Annotated in this window: 14 protein-coding genes; 3 read left to right on the forward strand and 11 right to left on the reverse strand. The window is 34.6% G+C overall.

The annotated features are described in order from the left end of the window. Positions 1 to 77 precede the first annotated feature (77 nt). Positions 78 to 824 carry a hypothetical protein gene (locus tag LV89_RS04600; RefSeq protein WP_109741699.1) on the reverse strand — a complete coding sequence of 249 codons (747 nt, stop codon included), beginning with the start codon at positions 822 to 824 and terminating at the stop codon, positions 78 to 80. A 317-nt stretch (positions 825 to 1,141) separates the two neighbouring features. On the opposite strand from LV89_RS04600, the gene LV89_RS04605 reads away from it, so the two are divergent. Further along, complete coding sequence (locus LV89_RS04605) at positions 1,142 to 1,912, forward strand: NUDIX hydrolase (protein ID WP_109741700.1); 771 nt, start codon at positions 1,142 to 1,144, stop codon at positions 1,910 to 1,912. Positions 1,913 to 1,958: 46 nt separating this feature from the next. On the opposite strand, the gene LV89_RS04610 is transcribed toward LV89_RS04605, so the two are convergent. From LV89_RS04610 to LV89_RS04625, 4 genes are all read right to left on the reverse strand, one after another. After that, complete coding sequence (locus LV89_RS04610) at positions 1,959 to 2,624, reverse strand: carbonic anhydrase (protein WP_109741701.1); 666 nt, start codon at positions 2,622 to 2,624, stop codon at positions 1,959 to 1,961. A 73-nt stretch (positions 2,625 to 2,697) separates the two neighbouring features. Continuing rightward, the gene (locus LV89_RS04615) at positions 2,698 to 4,269 is read right to left on the reverse strand and encodes a SulP family inorganic anion transporter (protein ID WP_109741702.1); all 1,572 of its coding nucleotides are present in this window, start codon (positions 4,267 to 4,269) and stop codon (positions 2,698 to 2,700) included. Between the two features lie 487 nt (positions 4,270 to 4,756). Then, the gene (locus LV89_RS04620) at positions 4,757 to 5,113 is read right to left on the reverse strand and encodes a hypothetical protein (protein ID WP_158279510.1); all 357 of its coding nucleotides are present in this window, start codon (positions 5,111 to 5,113) and stop codon (positions 4,757 to 4,759) included. 85 nt (positions 5,114 to 5,198) lie between these two features. After that, complete coding sequence (locus tag LV89_RS04625; RefSeq protein WP_109741704.1) at positions 5,199 to 8,294, reverse strand: efflux RND transporter permease subunit; 3,096 nt, start codon at positions 8,292 to 8,294, stop codon at positions 5,199 to 5,201. Positions 8,295 to 8,332: 38 nt separating this feature from the next. On the opposite strand from LV89_RS04625, the gene LV89_RS04630 reads away from it, so the two are divergent. Together LV89_RS04630 and LV89_RS04635 are read left to right on the forward strand one after the other, a co-directional pair. Next, positions 8,333 to 8,560: a DUF433 domain-containing protein gene (locus tag LV89_RS04630; RefSeq protein WP_109741705.1), complete on the forward strand. Its 228-nt coding sequence runs from the start codon at positions 8,333 to 8,335 to the stop codon at positions 8,558 to 8,560. Then, a complete protein-coding gene (locus LV89_RS04635; protein ID WP_109741706.1) occupies positions 8,561 to 8,917 on the forward strand; it encodes a DUF5615 family PIN-like protein in 357 nt (118 codons plus the stop codon). Position 8,918: 1 nt separating this feature from the next. Here LV89_RS04635 and LV89_RS04640 read toward each other — a convergent pair whose 3' ends face one another. From LV89_RS04640 to LV89_RS04670, 6 genes are all read right to left on the reverse strand, one after another. Then, positions 8,919 to 10,010: an efflux RND transporter periplasmic adaptor subunit gene (locus LV89_RS04640; RefSeq protein WP_109741707.1), complete on the reverse strand. Its 1,092-nt coding sequence runs from the start codon at positions 10,008 to 10,010 to the stop codon at positions 8,919 to 8,921. A gap of 157 nt (positions 10,011 to 10,167) precedes the next feature. After that, positions 10,168 to 11,436: a TolC family protein gene (locus LV89_RS04645; protein WP_109741708.1), complete on the reverse strand. Its 1,269-nt coding sequence runs from the start codon at positions 11,434 to 11,436 to the stop codon at positions 10,168 to 10,170. A gap of 190 nt (positions 11,437 to 11,626) precedes the next feature. Next, entirely contained in the window at positions 11,627 to 11,995 is a 369-nt protein-coding gene (locus LV89_RS04650; protein ID WP_146199076.1) for a hypothetical protein, read from the reverse strand. A gap of 538 nt (positions 11,996 to 12,533) precedes the next feature. Continuing rightward, positions 12,534 to 14,120 (reverse strand): SulP family inorganic anion transporter, encoded by a 1,587-nt coding sequence (locus LV89_RS04660; protein WP_109741711.1) that lies wholly within the window; start codon positions 14,118 to 14,120, stop codon positions 12,534 to 12,536. A 47-nt stretch (positions 14,121 to 14,167) separates the two neighbouring features. Further along, the gene (locus tag LV89_RS04665) at positions 14,168 to 14,959 is read right to left on the reverse strand and encodes a DUF2490 domain-containing protein (RefSeq protein WP_109741923.1); all 792 of its coding nucleotides are present in this window, start codon (positions 14,957 to 14,959) and stop codon (positions 14,168 to 14,170) included. Between the two features lie 147 nt (positions 14,960 to 15,106). Then, on the reverse strand, positions 15,107 to 16,978 hold the full coding sequence (locus LV89_RS04670; protein ID WP_109741712.1) for a proton-conducting transporter transmembrane domain-containing protein: 1,872 nt from the start codon (positions 16,976 to 16,978) through the stop codon (positions 15,107 to 15,109). Position 16,979 lies beyond the last annotated feature (1 nt).

Raw genomic sequence — 16,979 nt, forward strand, 5'->3', positions numbered from 1 at the left:
TTACCAGAGCCGTAGGCTCGGGAGATTTTGTAGCCCCGAAATTTATTTCGGGAAAAAGAAGTAGCATTAGGAGTTTTTTATAAAAAACACACCAAAGCGACATTCCAATTAAAATCTTTCACAACCAAATTTCTTTTCATCAAAGGTTCAGTTGCTTGAAATGATAATCCAAATGAACTTTTAGGCTTTTTTATCATAATATTTTGCGTGGTAAAAACGCCTTCATTTCCACCTGTATAGTTTAAATAAAACACAGACGGTGATAAAGTCATTTCAAATTGCTTTCCAATATTAATTCCGCCAAAAGTTGCTCCAACAGTTAGTAAATCAAGTGAAATACCATCGCTTGATGTTGGGATTCCGTGTAAATGTGAAAGCGTTAAGCTATTCTTACTGGTCATTTTGTAAGTAAAAAGTTGCTCAGTAATAACATTTCTATCAATTTTGATAATTTCATTGACACTCCCCGCCTTTAATTCTTCACCAGTTTTATACAAAAAAGCATAACCTACCGAAGTCCGATAATCAATTTTCTTTCCTTCAATCAATCTGTATCTCAACCATTGATTCATAAACCACGGACGAGCTTTATAATCAAAAGAAAATTGTGGACTGTACGAAAAACGTTTCTTGCTAACGTCTAAAAAAGCAAGTAAAGCGGGTTTGTCGAGAGAAAAAGCAGGCACTAACGAAATACCATTATTCGTAACTTGAAGCACTCCCGAAAACTTAGCACTTTGAGGTATTGTATCTTTCTGTACCTCCGAAAAAGAAGAAGGAATGCACAAAAAGTACATTCCTATTAATAGTAAAATTGGGTTCATTAATTAGTGGTTAGATAACAATTTGGTCAAGACTGTCGCCCTGACCAAGCTATTTATATATGTATGTACTCAGATATTTAAGATTGGGATAATCACTCAACAATAGCAACCATTGTATCAAAGTGATACAATATTAGACCTTTTTTCATTCTGATTAAAATAATTCAGCCATATTTAAGGTAATTTTAATTTCAGGAAGGATAAAACAACGTATTTTAAGGACAAAAAATGTAATTTTATATCTAACACTTCTATTTAAGAAATTTCTAACCACAACAACACTAAAGCAAATAAGCTTTGCCATTTTATCAATTTTTATGCACAAAAAAATAGCAGACGAAGACCTATTAGGCGAAAAGTTCCTATCAAATATTTCTGTTGATATTGTCATTTTTGGATTTCATAATCGGCAATTAAAAATTTTATTACTTCGTTTTAAAAATACATCCTTGTATGCTTTACCGGGTGGATTTATCAATGAAGAAGAGGAAGATATTGAAGAAGCCGTAGAGCGAGTTTTGACAGAAAGGACAGGTATCAAAGATATTTATTTGGAACAATTTGGGGTTTTTGGGTCGAAAAAAAGAGCTTTTGGTGCAACCCACAAACATATTCATGAATCAGCAGGAAAAACGACCGAACTAAATCCGTGGATAACACAACGCTTTGTAACGGTTGGCTATTATGCTTTGGTAAATCTCAAAGAAACCGTCCCAAATCCTGACGATGTATCAGATTTTTGTGGTTGGATAGACATCAATGAAATTCCAACCTTGGCATTTGACCATAAAAGTATTATTGAAAAGGCTCTTGAATCTTTACGAATGATGCTTGATTTGAAATTGGCGGTATTCAATTTAATGCCCGAATCATTTACGATGAATGATTTGCAAAGCTTGTACGAAACCATTTTGGGCAAAAAATTACAACGTACCAATTTTCAAAGAAAAATGTTGAGTTTGGGAATTTTGGAACGCTTAGATAAACATTGGACAGGCGGAGCTCATAAAGCCGCTTATTTATATCGTTTTGATAAAAATAAATACAATGAAATGCAAAAAGAAGAAATGAATACTAATAAATTTTGAGCTTTAAGTCCTAAGTATCAACAACTTAATACTTAGGACTTAGATTTTAATGAATTGAGCTATTAGATATTTCTTCTTTGGTATGGAAATTATATCTAAATATTTCATCTACCTCTGCATTGGCTTCAATATTGATAACTTCATTAATAATTCCAGTTCTCATATCAAAAACCCAACCGTGCAAATGCGGAAAGTTACGATTTGCCCAAGCTCTTTGTACAATTGTTGTTTTAGAAAGATTTTTCACTTGTTCTTCCACATTCAGTTCAACCAATCTATCAAAACGAAGTTGCTCATCAGATACATTTTTGAGTTCATAATTATGTTTATCATAAACCTCTTTGATATTACGTAACCACTTGTTAATCAAGCCTAAATCGTCATTTCCCATTGCTGCTTTTACACCACCACAACCATAATGACCGCATACAATTACGTGCTTCACTTTTAAAACTTCCACTGCATATTGCAAAACTGACAATAAATTCATATCTGTATGCACCACCATATTTGCCACATTTCTATGCACAAATACTTCACCGGGTTGGGTGTTAGTTACTTCTTCGGCAGGTACACGGCTATCAGCACAACCAATCCAGAGGAAAAGCGGTTTTTGGTCTTTTGCAAGATTTGTAAAATAATCTTCGTCTAAGTCCAAACGTTCTTTTGCCCATGCCTTGTTGGCTAATAATAATCTGTTATATTCTTTCATAAACTGTTATAATTTAATACTGTTATTTTTGAAATTATGGTTTAAAATGATGGATTATCCATTTGAAGATTTGCTATTCTTCCGCAATTTCTTCGTATTTACTACTTTTATTTATATTTTTAAATTCTACAATCATTCCCTTCTTTTTTGCACTTTTCTTAAACTCAAAAAGAATTTTCAAGACATCATGGTCAATAAAAGTGGCTTTAGTTCCGTCTATAAAAACTTCGTCACCTTCTTCCAAAGACATTAAAATTTCTTTCATTTTAGGCTTATTCAAAAAATGAACATCTTTATTAAACTTAATTAGCACATTACGGTTGTCTCGCACAAAGGAAATAACATTCTTGAAATTGGTTCTTAAAACAAATATTAAACCTACCAAAGTACCAATGAAAATTCCCCACAATAAGTCTTTGAAAACAATAACCAAAATGGTAATTACAAAGGGAATAAATTGGTCGAAACCTTCCTTAAAAACTTTTTTGAAAATATCTGGATTTGCTAATTTATAGCCTACCATCAACAAAATAGCGGCTAAAGCAGCCAACGGGATTTTATTAAGAATGGTAGGAATTAAAATAACAGAAATCACTAAAAGTAAACCATGTACAATGGTTGACATTCGGGTTTTACCTCCAGAATAAACATTAGCTGACGTTCGTACTACTACTGACGTTACGGGCAAACCTCCTAAAAAACCTGCGATAATATTACCAACTCCTTGTGCAACCAATTCTTTGTCTGATGAAGAAATCCGTTTTTCGGGGTCAAGACTATCAGCAGCCTCTAAACTTAATAATGACTCTAAACTGGCAACAATAGCCAGCGTGATGGCTACTGTATAAATTTTGGGATTAGTTAAAAAGGTGAAATCTGGAGAAATAAGGGTGGTTGTAAAATCTGAAAAACTCTTAAACAATGGCACTGAAACCATGTGAATTGGGGAGTTTCCTAAATAATATTCTGGGCGAAAATTGGCATACAATTCATTAATTAAAATACCTACTCCAACCGCAGCCAATGAAGAGGGGAAACTCTGAAAAAATGCGATTTTCTTCTTGGCAAGTCTATCCCAAACTATCATTAAAATCAAACAAACAATAGTAATATTGACAGCTCCATAATTAAAATCAACAAAAGAACGTATTAATTCAGTAATCGTATTCTGACTATCAGCTACTTGTTCAAATTCAAATTCTCCTTCATAATCTTGGTCGTCACCCAAAGCATGAGGAATTTGTTTCAAAATAATTACTAAGCCAATAGCCACTAACATTCCTTTAATAACACTATCTGGGAAATAAGCACTAAAACGACCTCCTTTCAAAAAGCCAAAGCCTAATTGTAAAATTCCTGCCAAAATTACGGCAACTAAAAACCCTTGATACGAACCTAAATCTTTAATGGCAGTAGCCACAATGATAGTTAAACCCGCCGCAGGACCACTCACAGAAATCTCAGAGCCAGATAAAGCTCCGACGATAATTCCACCAATAATTCCAGAAATTAATCCCGCAAAAAGTGGAGCTCCAGAAGCAAGGGCAATTCCCAAACATAACGGAAGGGCAACTAAAAAGACAGAAATCCCTGATTTCCAGTCTGTTTTCAATAATGATTTTTGATAATAGCTAAAGTCTTGCATTTATATATTTTAAAACAGCGTTTAATAATGGGTTTTGGATACTCCTCAAAATCATATCAAATCAATTTCAGGTAAAAATCCCGATAATTTCAGTTGATAATATTAATCGTTAAAACATTGGATTAGCCTTTAAAGCTTTGGGAGAAAGCATTGCACACATTTTCAGAAACTACTGACTTACAATAGTTTGCAGAAAAAAGGAGAAATTTCCTTTATCTGTACAACTTAGTACACTGTTTAATAAGTTATCTGGATAATTTTTATTCCAAAATCTTGTAGAACTTCCCGAAAGTAGAAAGAACTTTCGGGAAGTAGTCGAGAGGTTCACTTCCCGAAAGTTTTTTTTACCCACAATGGATATTGTTTCGGGAAGTTGAAGAAACTTATTAAACACTGTACTTAGTTTAAAGAGAATAATCGATACGTTTTATGAAGTTTTGAGCATAACGAAACTGCTTCTTTCGCAAAAAAGAAGTTTCACAACAAACTAAGCTCGGGGAGGAGGAATTTGTATATCGTAATGTAACTGAGGTAAAATAACAGAGAAGAAATGAAAGCGTTGTTTGGGAAGAAAAACCAATGATTCATGGTTAATCTGGGCATTGTAGGAAAAAAACGATTCAACTAAATAATCGTCGTCTATATCATCAAAAGAATCAGATTCTGAGGTTTTTCCATTAGCGTCTGCTTCTTCCTCTTCTAAATCTACATTTTTTGTAATCCCAGATTTAGACGTTTGTCCAATCAATTTTAAATAATAATTATCACAAATATTCATTGCAAGCAAATGCAACGAAAGCATTAGGCACAATGTTTTAAATATTTTGTAAAATTTCGTATTCATTTCACAAAATTGCAGATAAAAAATAAAAGTCCCAAGTAATTCTAATGAATTGCTTGGGGCTTTGTTTTATGTTGTAAATTATATTTTAATGATTAATCAAATCAAAATATTTACGATAGAATCTTTCGAAGATTAACGGGAAAATAAAAAGCGTTAAAATTGTTGCTCCAATCAAGCCACCAATTACTACAATAGCTAAAGGTTTTTGCGATTCTGAGCCAATTCCTGATGAAATTGCAGCAGGCAACATCCCGAAAATCCCCATAAAAGCCGTCATCGTAACGGGGCGAACTCTCGACTTAACACCCTCTATCACAGCCGTTTGCAGGGTCATTTTTTTCTTTATATTTTCCTTAAAAACTTCTATCATAATTACGCCATTCTGAATACAAATCCCGAATAAAGCAATAAAGCCAATACCCGCCGAGATACTAAAATTTGTTCCCGTTACCAATAAAGCTATCGAACCACCAATAATAGCAAATGGCACATTGGTAAATACTAAACCCGCATCTTTTAAATTTCCGAAAAGTAAATAAAGAATAAAGAAAATACCAATCATTGAAAGTGGTACTACTTGGGTAAGACGCTTAGTGGCACGTTGTTGGTTTTCAAAATCACCTTTCCATTTCATCTCATAACCTTTTGGTAACGAAGGAATTACCTTTAAAACTTGACTTTGGGCTTCTTCAATGGTGCTACCCATGTCACGTCCACGAACTGAGAATTTAACGGCTATAAAACGGCGAGTATCTTCTCTAAAAATCAAACTTGGTCCTGTTAAAGATTTAATCGTTGCAATTTCTTTAATCGGGATTTTAGTACCATTCATCGTAGGAACCATCAAATTCCCAATTTCCACTTCCGACTTTCTGTAATCTGACTGAAAACGAACTCGAATGTCAAATTTACGTTCACCTTCAAACAATTGACTTGCCGTTTGCCCACCAATTGCCATTGAAACTACGGCATCAGCATCGGCAGTTTGCACACCGTACAAGTCCATTTTTTGTTGGTCAAGTTCAATTCGGAGTTCTGGTTGTCCTAAGTTTTTAATAATTCCTAAATCTTCAATTCCTTGTACTTTAGACAATGTTTCGTTTACTTTTTCGGCTTGTTTCTCTAAAAATTCAAAATCTGTTCCATAAATTTTTACAGCAATTGAACCTTTCACACCCGAAACGGCTTCTTCAACATTATCCATAATTGGTTGAGAAAAACCAAAAGTAACTCCTTGAAAAACAGACAAACGTTGTTCCATTTTTTCAATTAATTGGGCTTTTGTCAATCCACTTTTCCATTCTTTTTGTGGGTAAATATCTACGAAAAACTCAACGTTATAAAAACCCGTTGGGTCAGTTCCATCATTCGGGCGACCAGCTTGTGAAAGCACTTTTCTGACTTCTGGATAACCCTCAAAAACCTTTCTCATTTGGTTGGCATAACGCACAGATTCGTCCAAACTGATACTTCTTGGCATATTGGCACGTACATAAATTGAGCCTTCATTGAGTTGTGGTAAAAATTCTGTTCCGTGTAAAGAGAGCGTCCAAAAACCTACCACCGTAATGATAATTGTAGCAATGAAAGTCTGAGTTTTATGTCCAAAACAGTAATAAAAAAACTTCATTGAGTATTTCAAAATAGCGTCAACAAAGAAGTTAGACTTTTCTTTAACATTCTTTTTCATCATCATACTAACCATTACGGGTACAAGCGTAAGTGTGAAAATTAATGCTCCGATAAGAGCCGCACCGAGCGTCCAAGCTAAAGGCGTAAACATTTTCCCTTCTACTTTTTGGAAAGCAAAAATGGGCAATAGAGCTACCAAAATAATGATTTTAGAAGTAAAAATGGCTTTTCCCATGCTTGAACCCGTCCGACGAATCATTGAAAGTTTGGTTAAACCATTAAACTTTTCCATGCCTACTTCATGGGCTTTTTCTGCCAAAACAACCATTAAACCTTCCACTACTACCACCGTTCCATCAATGATAATTCCGAAATCGACAGCCCCTAATGAAAGTAAGTTTACATTCATGCCCAATAACTTCAGACAAGTAAACGCAAATAATAAAGCCAAAGGAATAATCATTGACACAATGAGTGAAGCTCGCCAATCAGCCAAGAATATCAACACGATTAAAGTCACCAAAACGATACCTTCAATTAAGTTGTGCGTAACGGTTTCAATACAAAAATCTAAAAGTGTTTGGCGATTATAAAACTCCTTAATTTTTACGCCTTCGGGCAAAATTTTAGTGTTCAATTCCTCTACTTTATCATTCAGATTTTTAATAACCTCCGAAGGGTTTTCACCTTTACGCATTACCACAATTCCCTCAACGGCATTTGAATTATTATCACGACCCACTTGCCCCAATTTTGGCAAAGCAGATTCAGAAACTGTTGCCACCGTTTTTACGTAAACAGGGACACCTTTGATATTCTGTACTAAAATATTCTCAATGTCATGGATATTGGTCAATAAACCTATTCCACGCACTACATACGCCTGATTGTTTTTCGTGATTACGTCTCCACCAACGTTAATATTACTTTTTTGAACGGCTTGAAAAACATCTAACGGCGTAATGTCATAATCTTGAAGCAAATTTGGATTAACACTAATTTCATACGTTTTTACTTCGCCACCAAAACTCACAATATCCGCTACACCCGGTACAGAACGAATATTTCGGTCAATTACCCAATCTTGAATTTCCTTTAATTTTCGAGCTGATAAGGTTTTTGAATCGAGCGTATATCTAAAAATTTCGCCTGTTGGCCCATACGGCGGTTGAATGTCGGGTTCAACGCCATCGGGTAAATCAATGCCTTGCAAAGCATTATTGATTTGAGTTCGAGCAAAATTATTATCTACGCCATCATCAAACATAATGTTCACAACCGATAAACCAAACAAGGTTGTAGAGCGTACCGAAGTCTTTTTCTGAACGCCATTCATCGCAATTTCAAGCGGAGCAGTGACAAATTTTTCAATTTCTTCGGCACTTCTACCCTGCCATTGCGTAATAATAGTTACTTGCGTATTGGTTACGTCAGGAAAGGCATCAATGGGAGTATTCATGAAACTCAAAACACCACTTACCACAATGAGAGCCGTGAAAAAGAATACGGCAAATTTATATTTAAGGGAAAGTCCCAATAGTTTTTTCATTATCTTATTTTTATTTATATTTACTTAAAAAAAGAATTATGTTACTATCAAATCGAATAACAATTGACCCTTTAATTTGCCACGGAAAACCATGTGTACGTGGCATGAGGTGGCCTGTTGAAGTAATTTTGGATATGATTGAATCAGAAATGACTTTTGAAGAAATCCTTTCCGACCATCCAGAACTTGAAAGAGAAGACATTATTGCATCTTTGAGTTATGCCAGATTATTGGTATCTGGACGTGCATTACAAAATGTTGCGTAAATGAAATTTCTCTGTGATGTTCATATATCGTACAAACTATGTAAGTTTTTTGAAAGTAAGGGCTTTGAGTGTATTCATATCAATAAGGTTCTTGAAAAATGGCATACTCCCGACAATATAATTTGTCAATATGCAGATGCCAATGATTTTGTCGTTATTACCAAAGATGAAGATTTTAGAGATAGTCATATCTTTCGTAATACACCTAAAAAACTTATCAGAATCATCTTAGGAAATATATCAAATAAACTGATGATTGACCTTTTTGATGAATACTTACCCTTAATTCAATCCCTTGAAAACGAAGAAGCATTCTTTGTTGAAATAGGAAGTTCTTTCGTATTATATCCCGATTAACTCAATTATTCAAAGCATTATAAATCATCAATTGATTCTGCAACATTACTTGCTCTCCTTCATTTAAACCCTTGAAAATGTACGACTTACCGTTGGTGGTTTGGGCAATTTGTATCTCACGGGTTGTTACGTCTTTAGGATTTTTATAAACAACCACGTAGTTTTTATTCTTATCAAAAATCACGGCTTCGGCAGGAATTGAAACCATTTTTTTGTTTTGGTCAAAATCAACTTTAATCTGAGCAAACATTTCGGGTTTTAATAAATTTGCTTGATTTTTAAGATTGATTCTTACATTCATTGTACGAGTTTGTGGGTCGAGAACATTGCTGATTTTATCAATTTTTCCCATAAAAACTTTATCAGGATAGGCTATCAAAGTTACTTTTACGGGATAACCTAATTTTACTTTTGCAATATCCGACTCATAGACATTTGCTACAATTTGTACGTCTGACAAATCTGCAATGGTAAAAAATGCTCCTGTTTCCCCTTCATGATAAGCCATTTTATCAGAAATTGAGCTATTTTTTTCAACCACAAATCCAGAAATAGGCGATTTTAAGGTATAAAATGAATCTTTCACTCCGTAAATTTTTGATACTTCGTTCGCACGATTCAACGCTCCTTTTTCTTTGGTAACATCGTTTTGAGCGAGTGTTACGTCTTTTTCTGAAGCCAAACCTGCTTTAAATAAATCTTGCTGAACTTGTAGGTTTTTCTGTGCCGATAACAAATCTGATTTTGAGCCAATGGTCTGATTTTCAAGGTCTGCTACGTCTGTACTATGAACAACGGCTAACACTTTTCCCTTCTGAACATAGTCGCCTAAATTGGCAGAAAGCTTTTCGATAATTCCATCTACCAAAGGTGAAACTTTTACCTGACGGTCTTCAAAAGGCATTACTTTTCCAGTTAATACAAGCGTATTTTGGACATTCTCAGATACTGCTGGAGCTAAAGACAACTCGCTTTTGGTATGTTCTGAAAGCTCCAAATTGGCATTTTCAACTTTTGCAGATTCTGTTTTTTTCGTACAAGACATTAAGCTTGTTAGAAATATGATTGAGAAGATTAATTGTGTTGTTTTCATGTTTTGTTTGCCAAGATGGCTCTAAGACTCTATTTTTTTGCTCTTATTTCGTTTTGCCACGAAGGCTCTAAGACTCTATTTTTTTGTTTCTCTATAAAATATTGCTTTGTCAGTTTTACACTTACTTAGTGTCTTCGTGACTTGGTGGCAATTATTCTTATATTACTTTTTTCCCAACCACAAAATTCAAGTTTTCAAAAGCTTGCATTCTGTTACTTTGAAGGGTATTTAGTTGGCTCACTGTGTTTTTGTATGATTCCAAAAAATCGGTAAACTCAATAAGCGTTAGGTTTCTTTTTTGATAATTTTCTAAAACTCCTTCAATTAATTTTTCAAAACCATCTTGATAAGTTGGGTCGATTTTACGGAATAGTTTTTCGCCTTCTTGTGCTTTCGTAAATGCTTGCAAAACCTCATTTTCAAGTTGATTGGTGGTTTGAGCAAAATACTGTTTGTTGGCTTCTATTTGGTTTTCGGCAGCTTTAATGTTTCCTTGATTTTTGTTGAAAAAAGGTAAATCCATTGAAACCGTAAATGCGTGGTAATTATTAACGTAATTGCCTGCACGGTCATAACTGTACCCAACGGTTACATCGGGTTTAGCTAAGGCTTTTTGTAAATTCAAATTGGCATTTGCCAAACGTGTTGAGGCTTCTTGCATTTTTAAATCTGGGCGATTTTCATTGGCTGAACCAATTAATGTTTCTAAATTCATTCCTGCCAAATCGAGCGTTCTTAGTTTGGCATCATCTACAACAGGTTCAATGAATTGGGTAGTATTTTCAGCTAACAAAATCCTCAAAGTTGTCTCATTGTCAGCAATTTGACTTCTGATATTACTTTCCTCAGTTTGAAGTGTAATCAAAAAAGATTGCAAACGAATCAATTCTTTTTGTGGTAAATTTCCTTTCTGAACTTGCTCCTGATAGGCACTTACCAAACGGCTGATGCTCAAAATTTCTTCATCGTACATTAAAAGTGTTTTCTCCAAAAAGTGAATTTGGTAAAAACTACTTCTCAGTTGAAAAAGCAATTCTCTTATGATTTCAGAAAACTGATATTCCGAGATTTCCGCCCCAATTTTAGCCACTGTCACTTGTTTGTTACGCTTACCAGCCACTTGAATTAACTGCTGAATTTGAATGGCTCTTTGTCCAAAAGCTCCAATTTGCACATCATTGGCAATGGTAGATTTGGGAATGATGGTTTGCTCTAAACTTACGTTTGGATTCGGCAATAAATTAGCCTGAATGATAGCCGCTTTTGCAACTTCAATGTTGTATTTCTGTGCCAACAAAAAGAAGTTTTTTTGTGTAAACTGTTGTTCCACTTCGGGTAAAGTCAGTTTGAGAGAATCTGCCTTTTGAGCATAAATTCCTTGTGCCAGAAGCATAAAACTTCCGAACATTACCAATAAGAATTTCATGAATGAGAGGATTAGCTTGTGAAGCGAGCGTAAAATTGACCTTTAATTAATTGGCTAACAATATGAGCCAAGCAAAATTATTTCGACAAGGACGAAAATTCAATCAATTAAAAATCAACAACTTACACACTTCAAAAGTCAATTTGAGAGTTTAAATAATTGTAAAAAGAATGAGAAATGATTTGAGAAATCAAATCAAGAATGTGCAATTCAGAACGTGGATTTTCTGATTGGCACTAATTGGGAAAGAATAATAAGGAGATGATACGCTGCCACTAATTTCAGAGCCAGCAAAAGTTAAAAAATCTGAAGTTTGAACATCAAATGGAAAGCTAAAATGCGTTTCCGTATCTTCAGTATTTTCATTTTCTTCAACAAAATTACAAGCCGCCACCGCAATAATGGGCGTATGTTTTTGATGATTTATTTGTAACGATAAAATGCTTTTTGAAGATTTTAGCAAACCTTCACTCCCAGAATTTAATACGTCTTTTCCAGTTATCACTCCGATGAGTAATAACAATGAGAAGAAATATTTTTGAAAAACAGGGAGTTTCATTTTTTGTTACCATTTTACCCCAAATATTGGGCATTAATTCGTATTACAAAAGTACAAATATTATTCAAAAAATACAATTAAGTAAAGATGAGGTTTTAACTAATACTTATCAACGTAAATTGCAGACGGGGAAAAACCGCCGTCTTGCGATTATTGAAGTCATTATTTGTATTGCGTCAATAAGGATAAACGTTCGAAATTTAAACTATATTTTAAATTTTATAATTCGCTAAAAACCAAACACATAAATATTTGAAATAAATAAATTGATATTGTGTAGGGGCGTATGCGATACCAATGCAGTCAATTTAGTGTCTTTTGAATTGTTCCAAAATTTAGATAATTCCAGTTTCAACGCTGTCAGGGTTCAAACCCATGTCAGCGTTAGGCGGATAAATTTGTTAAGTTGACAGCATTGGTATGCGATACGCCCCTACGTCATAATGACAATATCTATATTATCAATTAATTTGTTCTCTTACTTAGCAATATTAATCGCTGAATTACAAGCCTTACTTATTTGTTAATTTTAAATATTTTATCCTTTTCGAGCAGCCAATTTATGGTCTGAAACAGGCGTATGATTTTCGTGACCAATGATAGTTACTTTACCACCAGTAGCCGCATAATCATGCTCAAAATGGTGTAAATTTTCCATCACAGAGTGGTCAATCATACGTGTATTTTTTAGGTCGATGGTTACGTTAAATCCTGGAGGAATAGCCTCCAATTTGCTTTTAATGCCCATATAGTTACTAAAAACTGCCGATTTATCAATTTCTACTAAATATTCATCATCCGTAAATGAAACTTCCGTAGGCGTAACAAAAAGCGTTTTTAATAAATCCCAATCAACAATATTAATCAAGATTTGTAAGACAATACCTGCGGCAATACCAACCAATAAATCTTCATAAAGTGTAAAGAAAATTGTCACTAAAAATATAGCTAATTGTTCCTTACCGATTTTGAAGGTCTGTATAAATTCTCTTGGGTGAGCCAACTTAATACCAACCGTAATCAACATGGCTGCCAAAGCAGTATTTGGAATCAATTCGATAAGATGAGAAGCCAATAATAAGAATACCAAAATGAAAAATCCGTGGAAGAAATTTGCCCAACGAGTTTTAGCTCCATTCCCCACATTTGACGAACTACGAGCAACTTCTGAAATCATTGGTAAACCTCCTAAAATAGCCGCTAAAGTATTTCCAATTCCTACCGCAATAAGGTCTTTATTTGTATCAGATTTACGACGATATGGGTCTAACATATCAATAGCTTTTACGGTCAATAATGATTCTAATGTTCCAACTAAGGCAAACATAATTACATATTTCACAAAAACACCCGTTTGAGCAAATCCAGAAAAATCAACGTTTACTTTTACATTATCCAATAAATTTCCGATATGAACAAGGGCATAAGCAGGTTCTGTTGTTTGGAAATCCATCATTAATTCGGCAGGAATGGCAATCAATAACACTACCAAAGGAGCAGGAATTTTCTTGATTAATGGATTTTTGATAAAAGGCCAACCCAACATAATGGCTAAACTTATCACGCCAATTAATGTAGCTTTTGGGTCGAGATGCAATAAAAACTCTGGAATAGACGCCAATAATCCGAATGGACCTTTTCCTTTAGTCATGGCTGGATTTACGTCTAATAATACAGGAATTTGTTTGGCAATAATGATTAAACCAATAGCTGCCAACATTCCGTGAATAGCTGAAAGCGGGAAGAAATCGGCTAATTTACCCAATTTGAAAACCCCAAAAAGGATTTGGACAATTCCTGCAACCACCATTGCTCCTAAAGCTAAGTGCCAGCCTGTTTCGCCACCGCCAAATTCAGATACTGCCCCTGCTACAATGACTATTAAACCTGCCGCTGGGCCTTTTATCGTTAAGCGAGAACCCGAAAGTAAACTCACCACAATACCACCAATGATAGCCGTGATAAGTCCCATAATTGGCGGGAATTCTGATGCTTTGGCAATACCCAAACTCAAAGGCAATGCTAATAAAAATACAATAAAGCCAGAAATGGCATCTGTCGAGAAATTCTCTTTAAGCCCTTCGATACCATCTTTAGGCAATGTTAATTTATTTTTAATTTCCATGAATGTTGTTTGTTTAATATTCTATTTTGTGACTGAATTTCAATGACTTACTTCTTGGCAAATGAAAAATTGGTATAATAAGATAATCTAACCGTTGGGTTACTTTCTTCAATAGTATCAGTGAAATTCCAAACGTTTTGATGAATGTAACTCAACTGAATTTGATGATGCGGATTGATGTTGTACCCAAAACCTGCAATAATTCTATTCTGATTCATAAAAGTTGCTCCAACGTCTGAATCTGCATTGGGTGTTGACTTAATTGAACCCAAATTGAAAAATGCTTCGTCGCCCAAAATCCCGAATAATTTGGTGGCTTTCTTCTCATCTTTTATCAAAGGATAATTCAATAAAAGCATATAACGAAAACGGTTTCTGTACGCATAGCGGTCGATTGCATAGCTACCATCTGCTTCTTTTACGGCAATTCCTACGTATCTATTTTCATCTCTCAATCGGTTCGTAATTTTCAAATCTCCAAACTGATGCGTAAACTGTGCTTGTAACCAAATATGATTTTCAGGAATGGTTGTTTTATTAATAGCAGGGCTTCCATACACATAAGTTGCATAATGCGAATACCCTAAACTTCCAACCAAATGCTTCGTAAGCTGATAATCTATGGATGGACGAATGAAATATTGTTGTTTTTCACTGAATCCATTGGCAAATCTGGCAACTCCTTCAAGGGTGAATGACAACTTTTTAGTTAGCATATTTTTACCGAAATAATGTAACCAAATGTCATTATTTTGACTTGACGTTTGCGTATAGGTTTTTGATGATATCGTTAACGCTAATACGCTGATAATTAAAAACTTATTTATGTGAGTTTGCATGAATTTTTGATTTTTTGTAGGAGCATATCGCATATCATTGCTATCAACTTAAGAAATTTATCCCCTAACGCTGGCAGGATTTTGAACTCTGACAGCGTTGAAACTGGAACTATCTAAATTTTTGATATGCAAAACCTCCCTTATTTTTTAACTACTTCTATACGCTACCTCATGCTGAGATTTTGTATGTGGTCCAATAAATACTCTTGCGTAAATTCTGATAATTGCCAAACCGTCGATAATTAGGCTCAAAGAAACAAATGAGGCTAAGACGATTTGATTTTCATGAATATGTGTAAATATTAAATCTTCGCCCACAAATGTTGGCGTAATTGGGAAGCCCGAAATACCCAAACAGGCTAATAAAAACAAGAAAGCTAATTTTGGGTGTTTGTATGAATGTCCATGAAATTGGTCTAAGTCAATGGTGTTTTCATGCGATTTTAGTTTTCGTAAACAGAAAAAGCCAAAAGCACCTGCCACCACAACGCCACTCAAATACAAATAGACTTGATTGAAAGTGAATAACTCATTGAACGAAACCGCCAAAGCAATCCAAAAGTGATTCATCACCACTAAAACCCAACTCATCGTGGCACGTCTTCTTTCTGTAAACGCCTTCAAAACCATGATTAAACCAATAGTTGCAAAAGTGACAGGCAAATACGCTTGAATAGTTGGTGAAATTAATTCTTTATGATGCACACAGAAAAGCCCCACGCCATACACAACCGAGAAGAATATCAAAACCCGACGGAGTGTCATGAAATTGAGTTTATTGCCTCCCCATTTCAAAGGATTCCACAATAAGCGATACATAAAAGAATCTAAATTCCATTCTTTGGTACACAAAATGTAAAAAGTGTTTTGCAATTTTTTCGAGAAAATAGATACTTCAACTGAGCTTTCATGCGGTGAAAAATTATAGAATTGTTCACGAATCAAATAACTCGCCACCGACGGAGAAACCAATAATTGGTATGTTCTTAGAAAGGCATTTCCTGCAAAATGAAAAAGAGCTAAATTTTCAAACCCAAGAGCGACTTCTATAAAAATTAAACCAATTTGAGAAATCGAAGCATAGGCAATTTGACTTTTCACAGATGACTGTACACGAGCAATACCCGTTGTAATAATTGCCGTAGATAAACCCAAAAGTCCGATAAGAATTCTTACAGAAGTTTGTTGTTCCCAAAAAGAGAAGGTTCTCATCAATAAAAACACGCCTAAATGCACCGACAACGAACCATAGAAAATAGCTGTTGAAGGCGTTGGACCTTCCATTGCTCTTGGCAACCAAGAAGAAAATGGTAATTGTGCCGATTTGGCAGCGGCAGTTATCAAAATCATTAACGAAATGAAAACACCTATAAACGAATGACTTTGTAAGTGTTCGTGGACTAATTCAAAATTATTCAATTTCAAAAAAGTGATGTTTTCGTGCCATAAATGATGGCTCATCCACATAGCTAAAATCAAACCTACGTCGCCAATTCGGTATATTGAGAATACTTTCACCGCATTTTTAACGGGCAAATAACGCTCACGATAAAAAGCAATTAATAAGAATGAAGACAAACCTAAAACTTCCCAACCGATGAAAAGCGTTTCGAGATTTCCTGAGAAAATCGCTACGTTATAACCCACATAGAAAAATAAAATGGTATTATAAAAACGCTTATAGCCAGCTTCACGGTGAAGATAATAACGGCTGTAAATAGTTACCATGAAAGTCAATAACGCTCCAACCAGAAGATAAACTATCGTGATTTTATCTAAATATAAATCCACAAAAAAGTCATATCCTGTTGTTCTGAAAACGTCAATATCTTTCACATTTAGCGTTGGACAACCTTTTATAAACCACGAAATGGCAAAAAGAATAGCACTCACTAAATGTAAACCAACCGTTCCAAATGCCACAGACGAAATAAAAGTCTCTTTTTTATCAGGAATTAATAAGCTTATTAAAAACCCGAAAACTGGCAATAATATAAAATAATTAAGTAATTGAGTCATG

Origin of the sequence: Arcicella aurantiaca (assembly GCF_003148625.1) — a bacterium.
In the GTDB taxonomy this organism is placed as follows: Bacteria; Bacteroidota; Bacteroidia; order Cytophagales; family Spirosomataceae; genus Arcicella; species Arcicella aurantiaca.

Coding starts and splice junctions, on each gene's coding strand:
- LV89_RS04660 (WP_109741711.1), bottom strand. CDS start 14,120: ATGGAAATTAAAAATAAATTAACATTGCCTAAAGATGGTATCGAAGGG.
- LV89_RS04670 (WP_109741712.1), bottom strand. CDS start 16,978: ATGACTCAATTACTTAATTATTTTATATTATTGCCAGTTTTCGGGTTT.
- LV89_RS04635 (WP_109741706.1), top strand. CDS start 8,561: ATGAAATTTCTCTGTGATGTTCATATATCGTACAAACTATGTAAGTTT.
- LV89_RS04625 (WP_109741704.1), bottom strand. CDS start 8,294: ATGAAAAAACTATTGGGACTTTCCCTTAAATATAAATTTGCCGTATTC.
- LV89_RS04665 (WP_109741923.1), bottom strand. CDS start 14,959: ATGCAAACTCACATAAATAAGTTTTTAATTATCAGCGTATTAGCGTTA.
- LV89_RS04630 (WP_109741705.1), top strand. CDS start 8,333: ATGTTACTATCAAATCGAATAACAATTGACCCTTTAATTTGCCACGGA.
- LV89_RS04605 (WP_109741700.1), top strand. CDS start 1,142: ATGCACAAAAAAATAGCAGACGAAGACCTATTAGGCGAAAAGTTCCTA.
- LV89_RS04645 (WP_109741708.1), bottom strand. CDS start 11,436: ATGAAATTCTTATTGGTAATGTTCGGAAGTTTTATGCTTCTGGCACAA.
- LV89_RS04620 (WP_158279510.1), bottom strand. CDS start 5,113: ATGAATACGAAATTTTACAAAATATTTAAAACATTGTGCCTAATGCTT.
- LV89_RS04650 (WP_146199076.1), bottom strand. CDS start 11,995: ATGAAACTCCCTGTTTTTCAAAAATATTTCTTCTCATTGTTATTACTC.
- LV89_RS04615 (WP_109741702.1), bottom strand. CDS start 4,269: ATGCAAGACTTTAGCTATTATCAAAAATCATTATTGAAAACAGACTGG.
- LV89_RS04610 (WP_109741701.1), bottom strand. CDS start 2,624: ATGAAAGAATATAACAGATTATTATTAGCCAACAAGGCATGGGCAAAA.
- LV89_RS04600 (WP_109741699.1), bottom strand. CDS start 824: ATGAACCCAATTTTACTATTAATAGGAATGTACTTTTTGTGCATTCCT.
- LV89_RS04640 (WP_109741707.1), bottom strand. CDS start 10,010: ATGAAAACAACACAATTAATCTTCTCAATCATATTTCTAACAAGCTTA.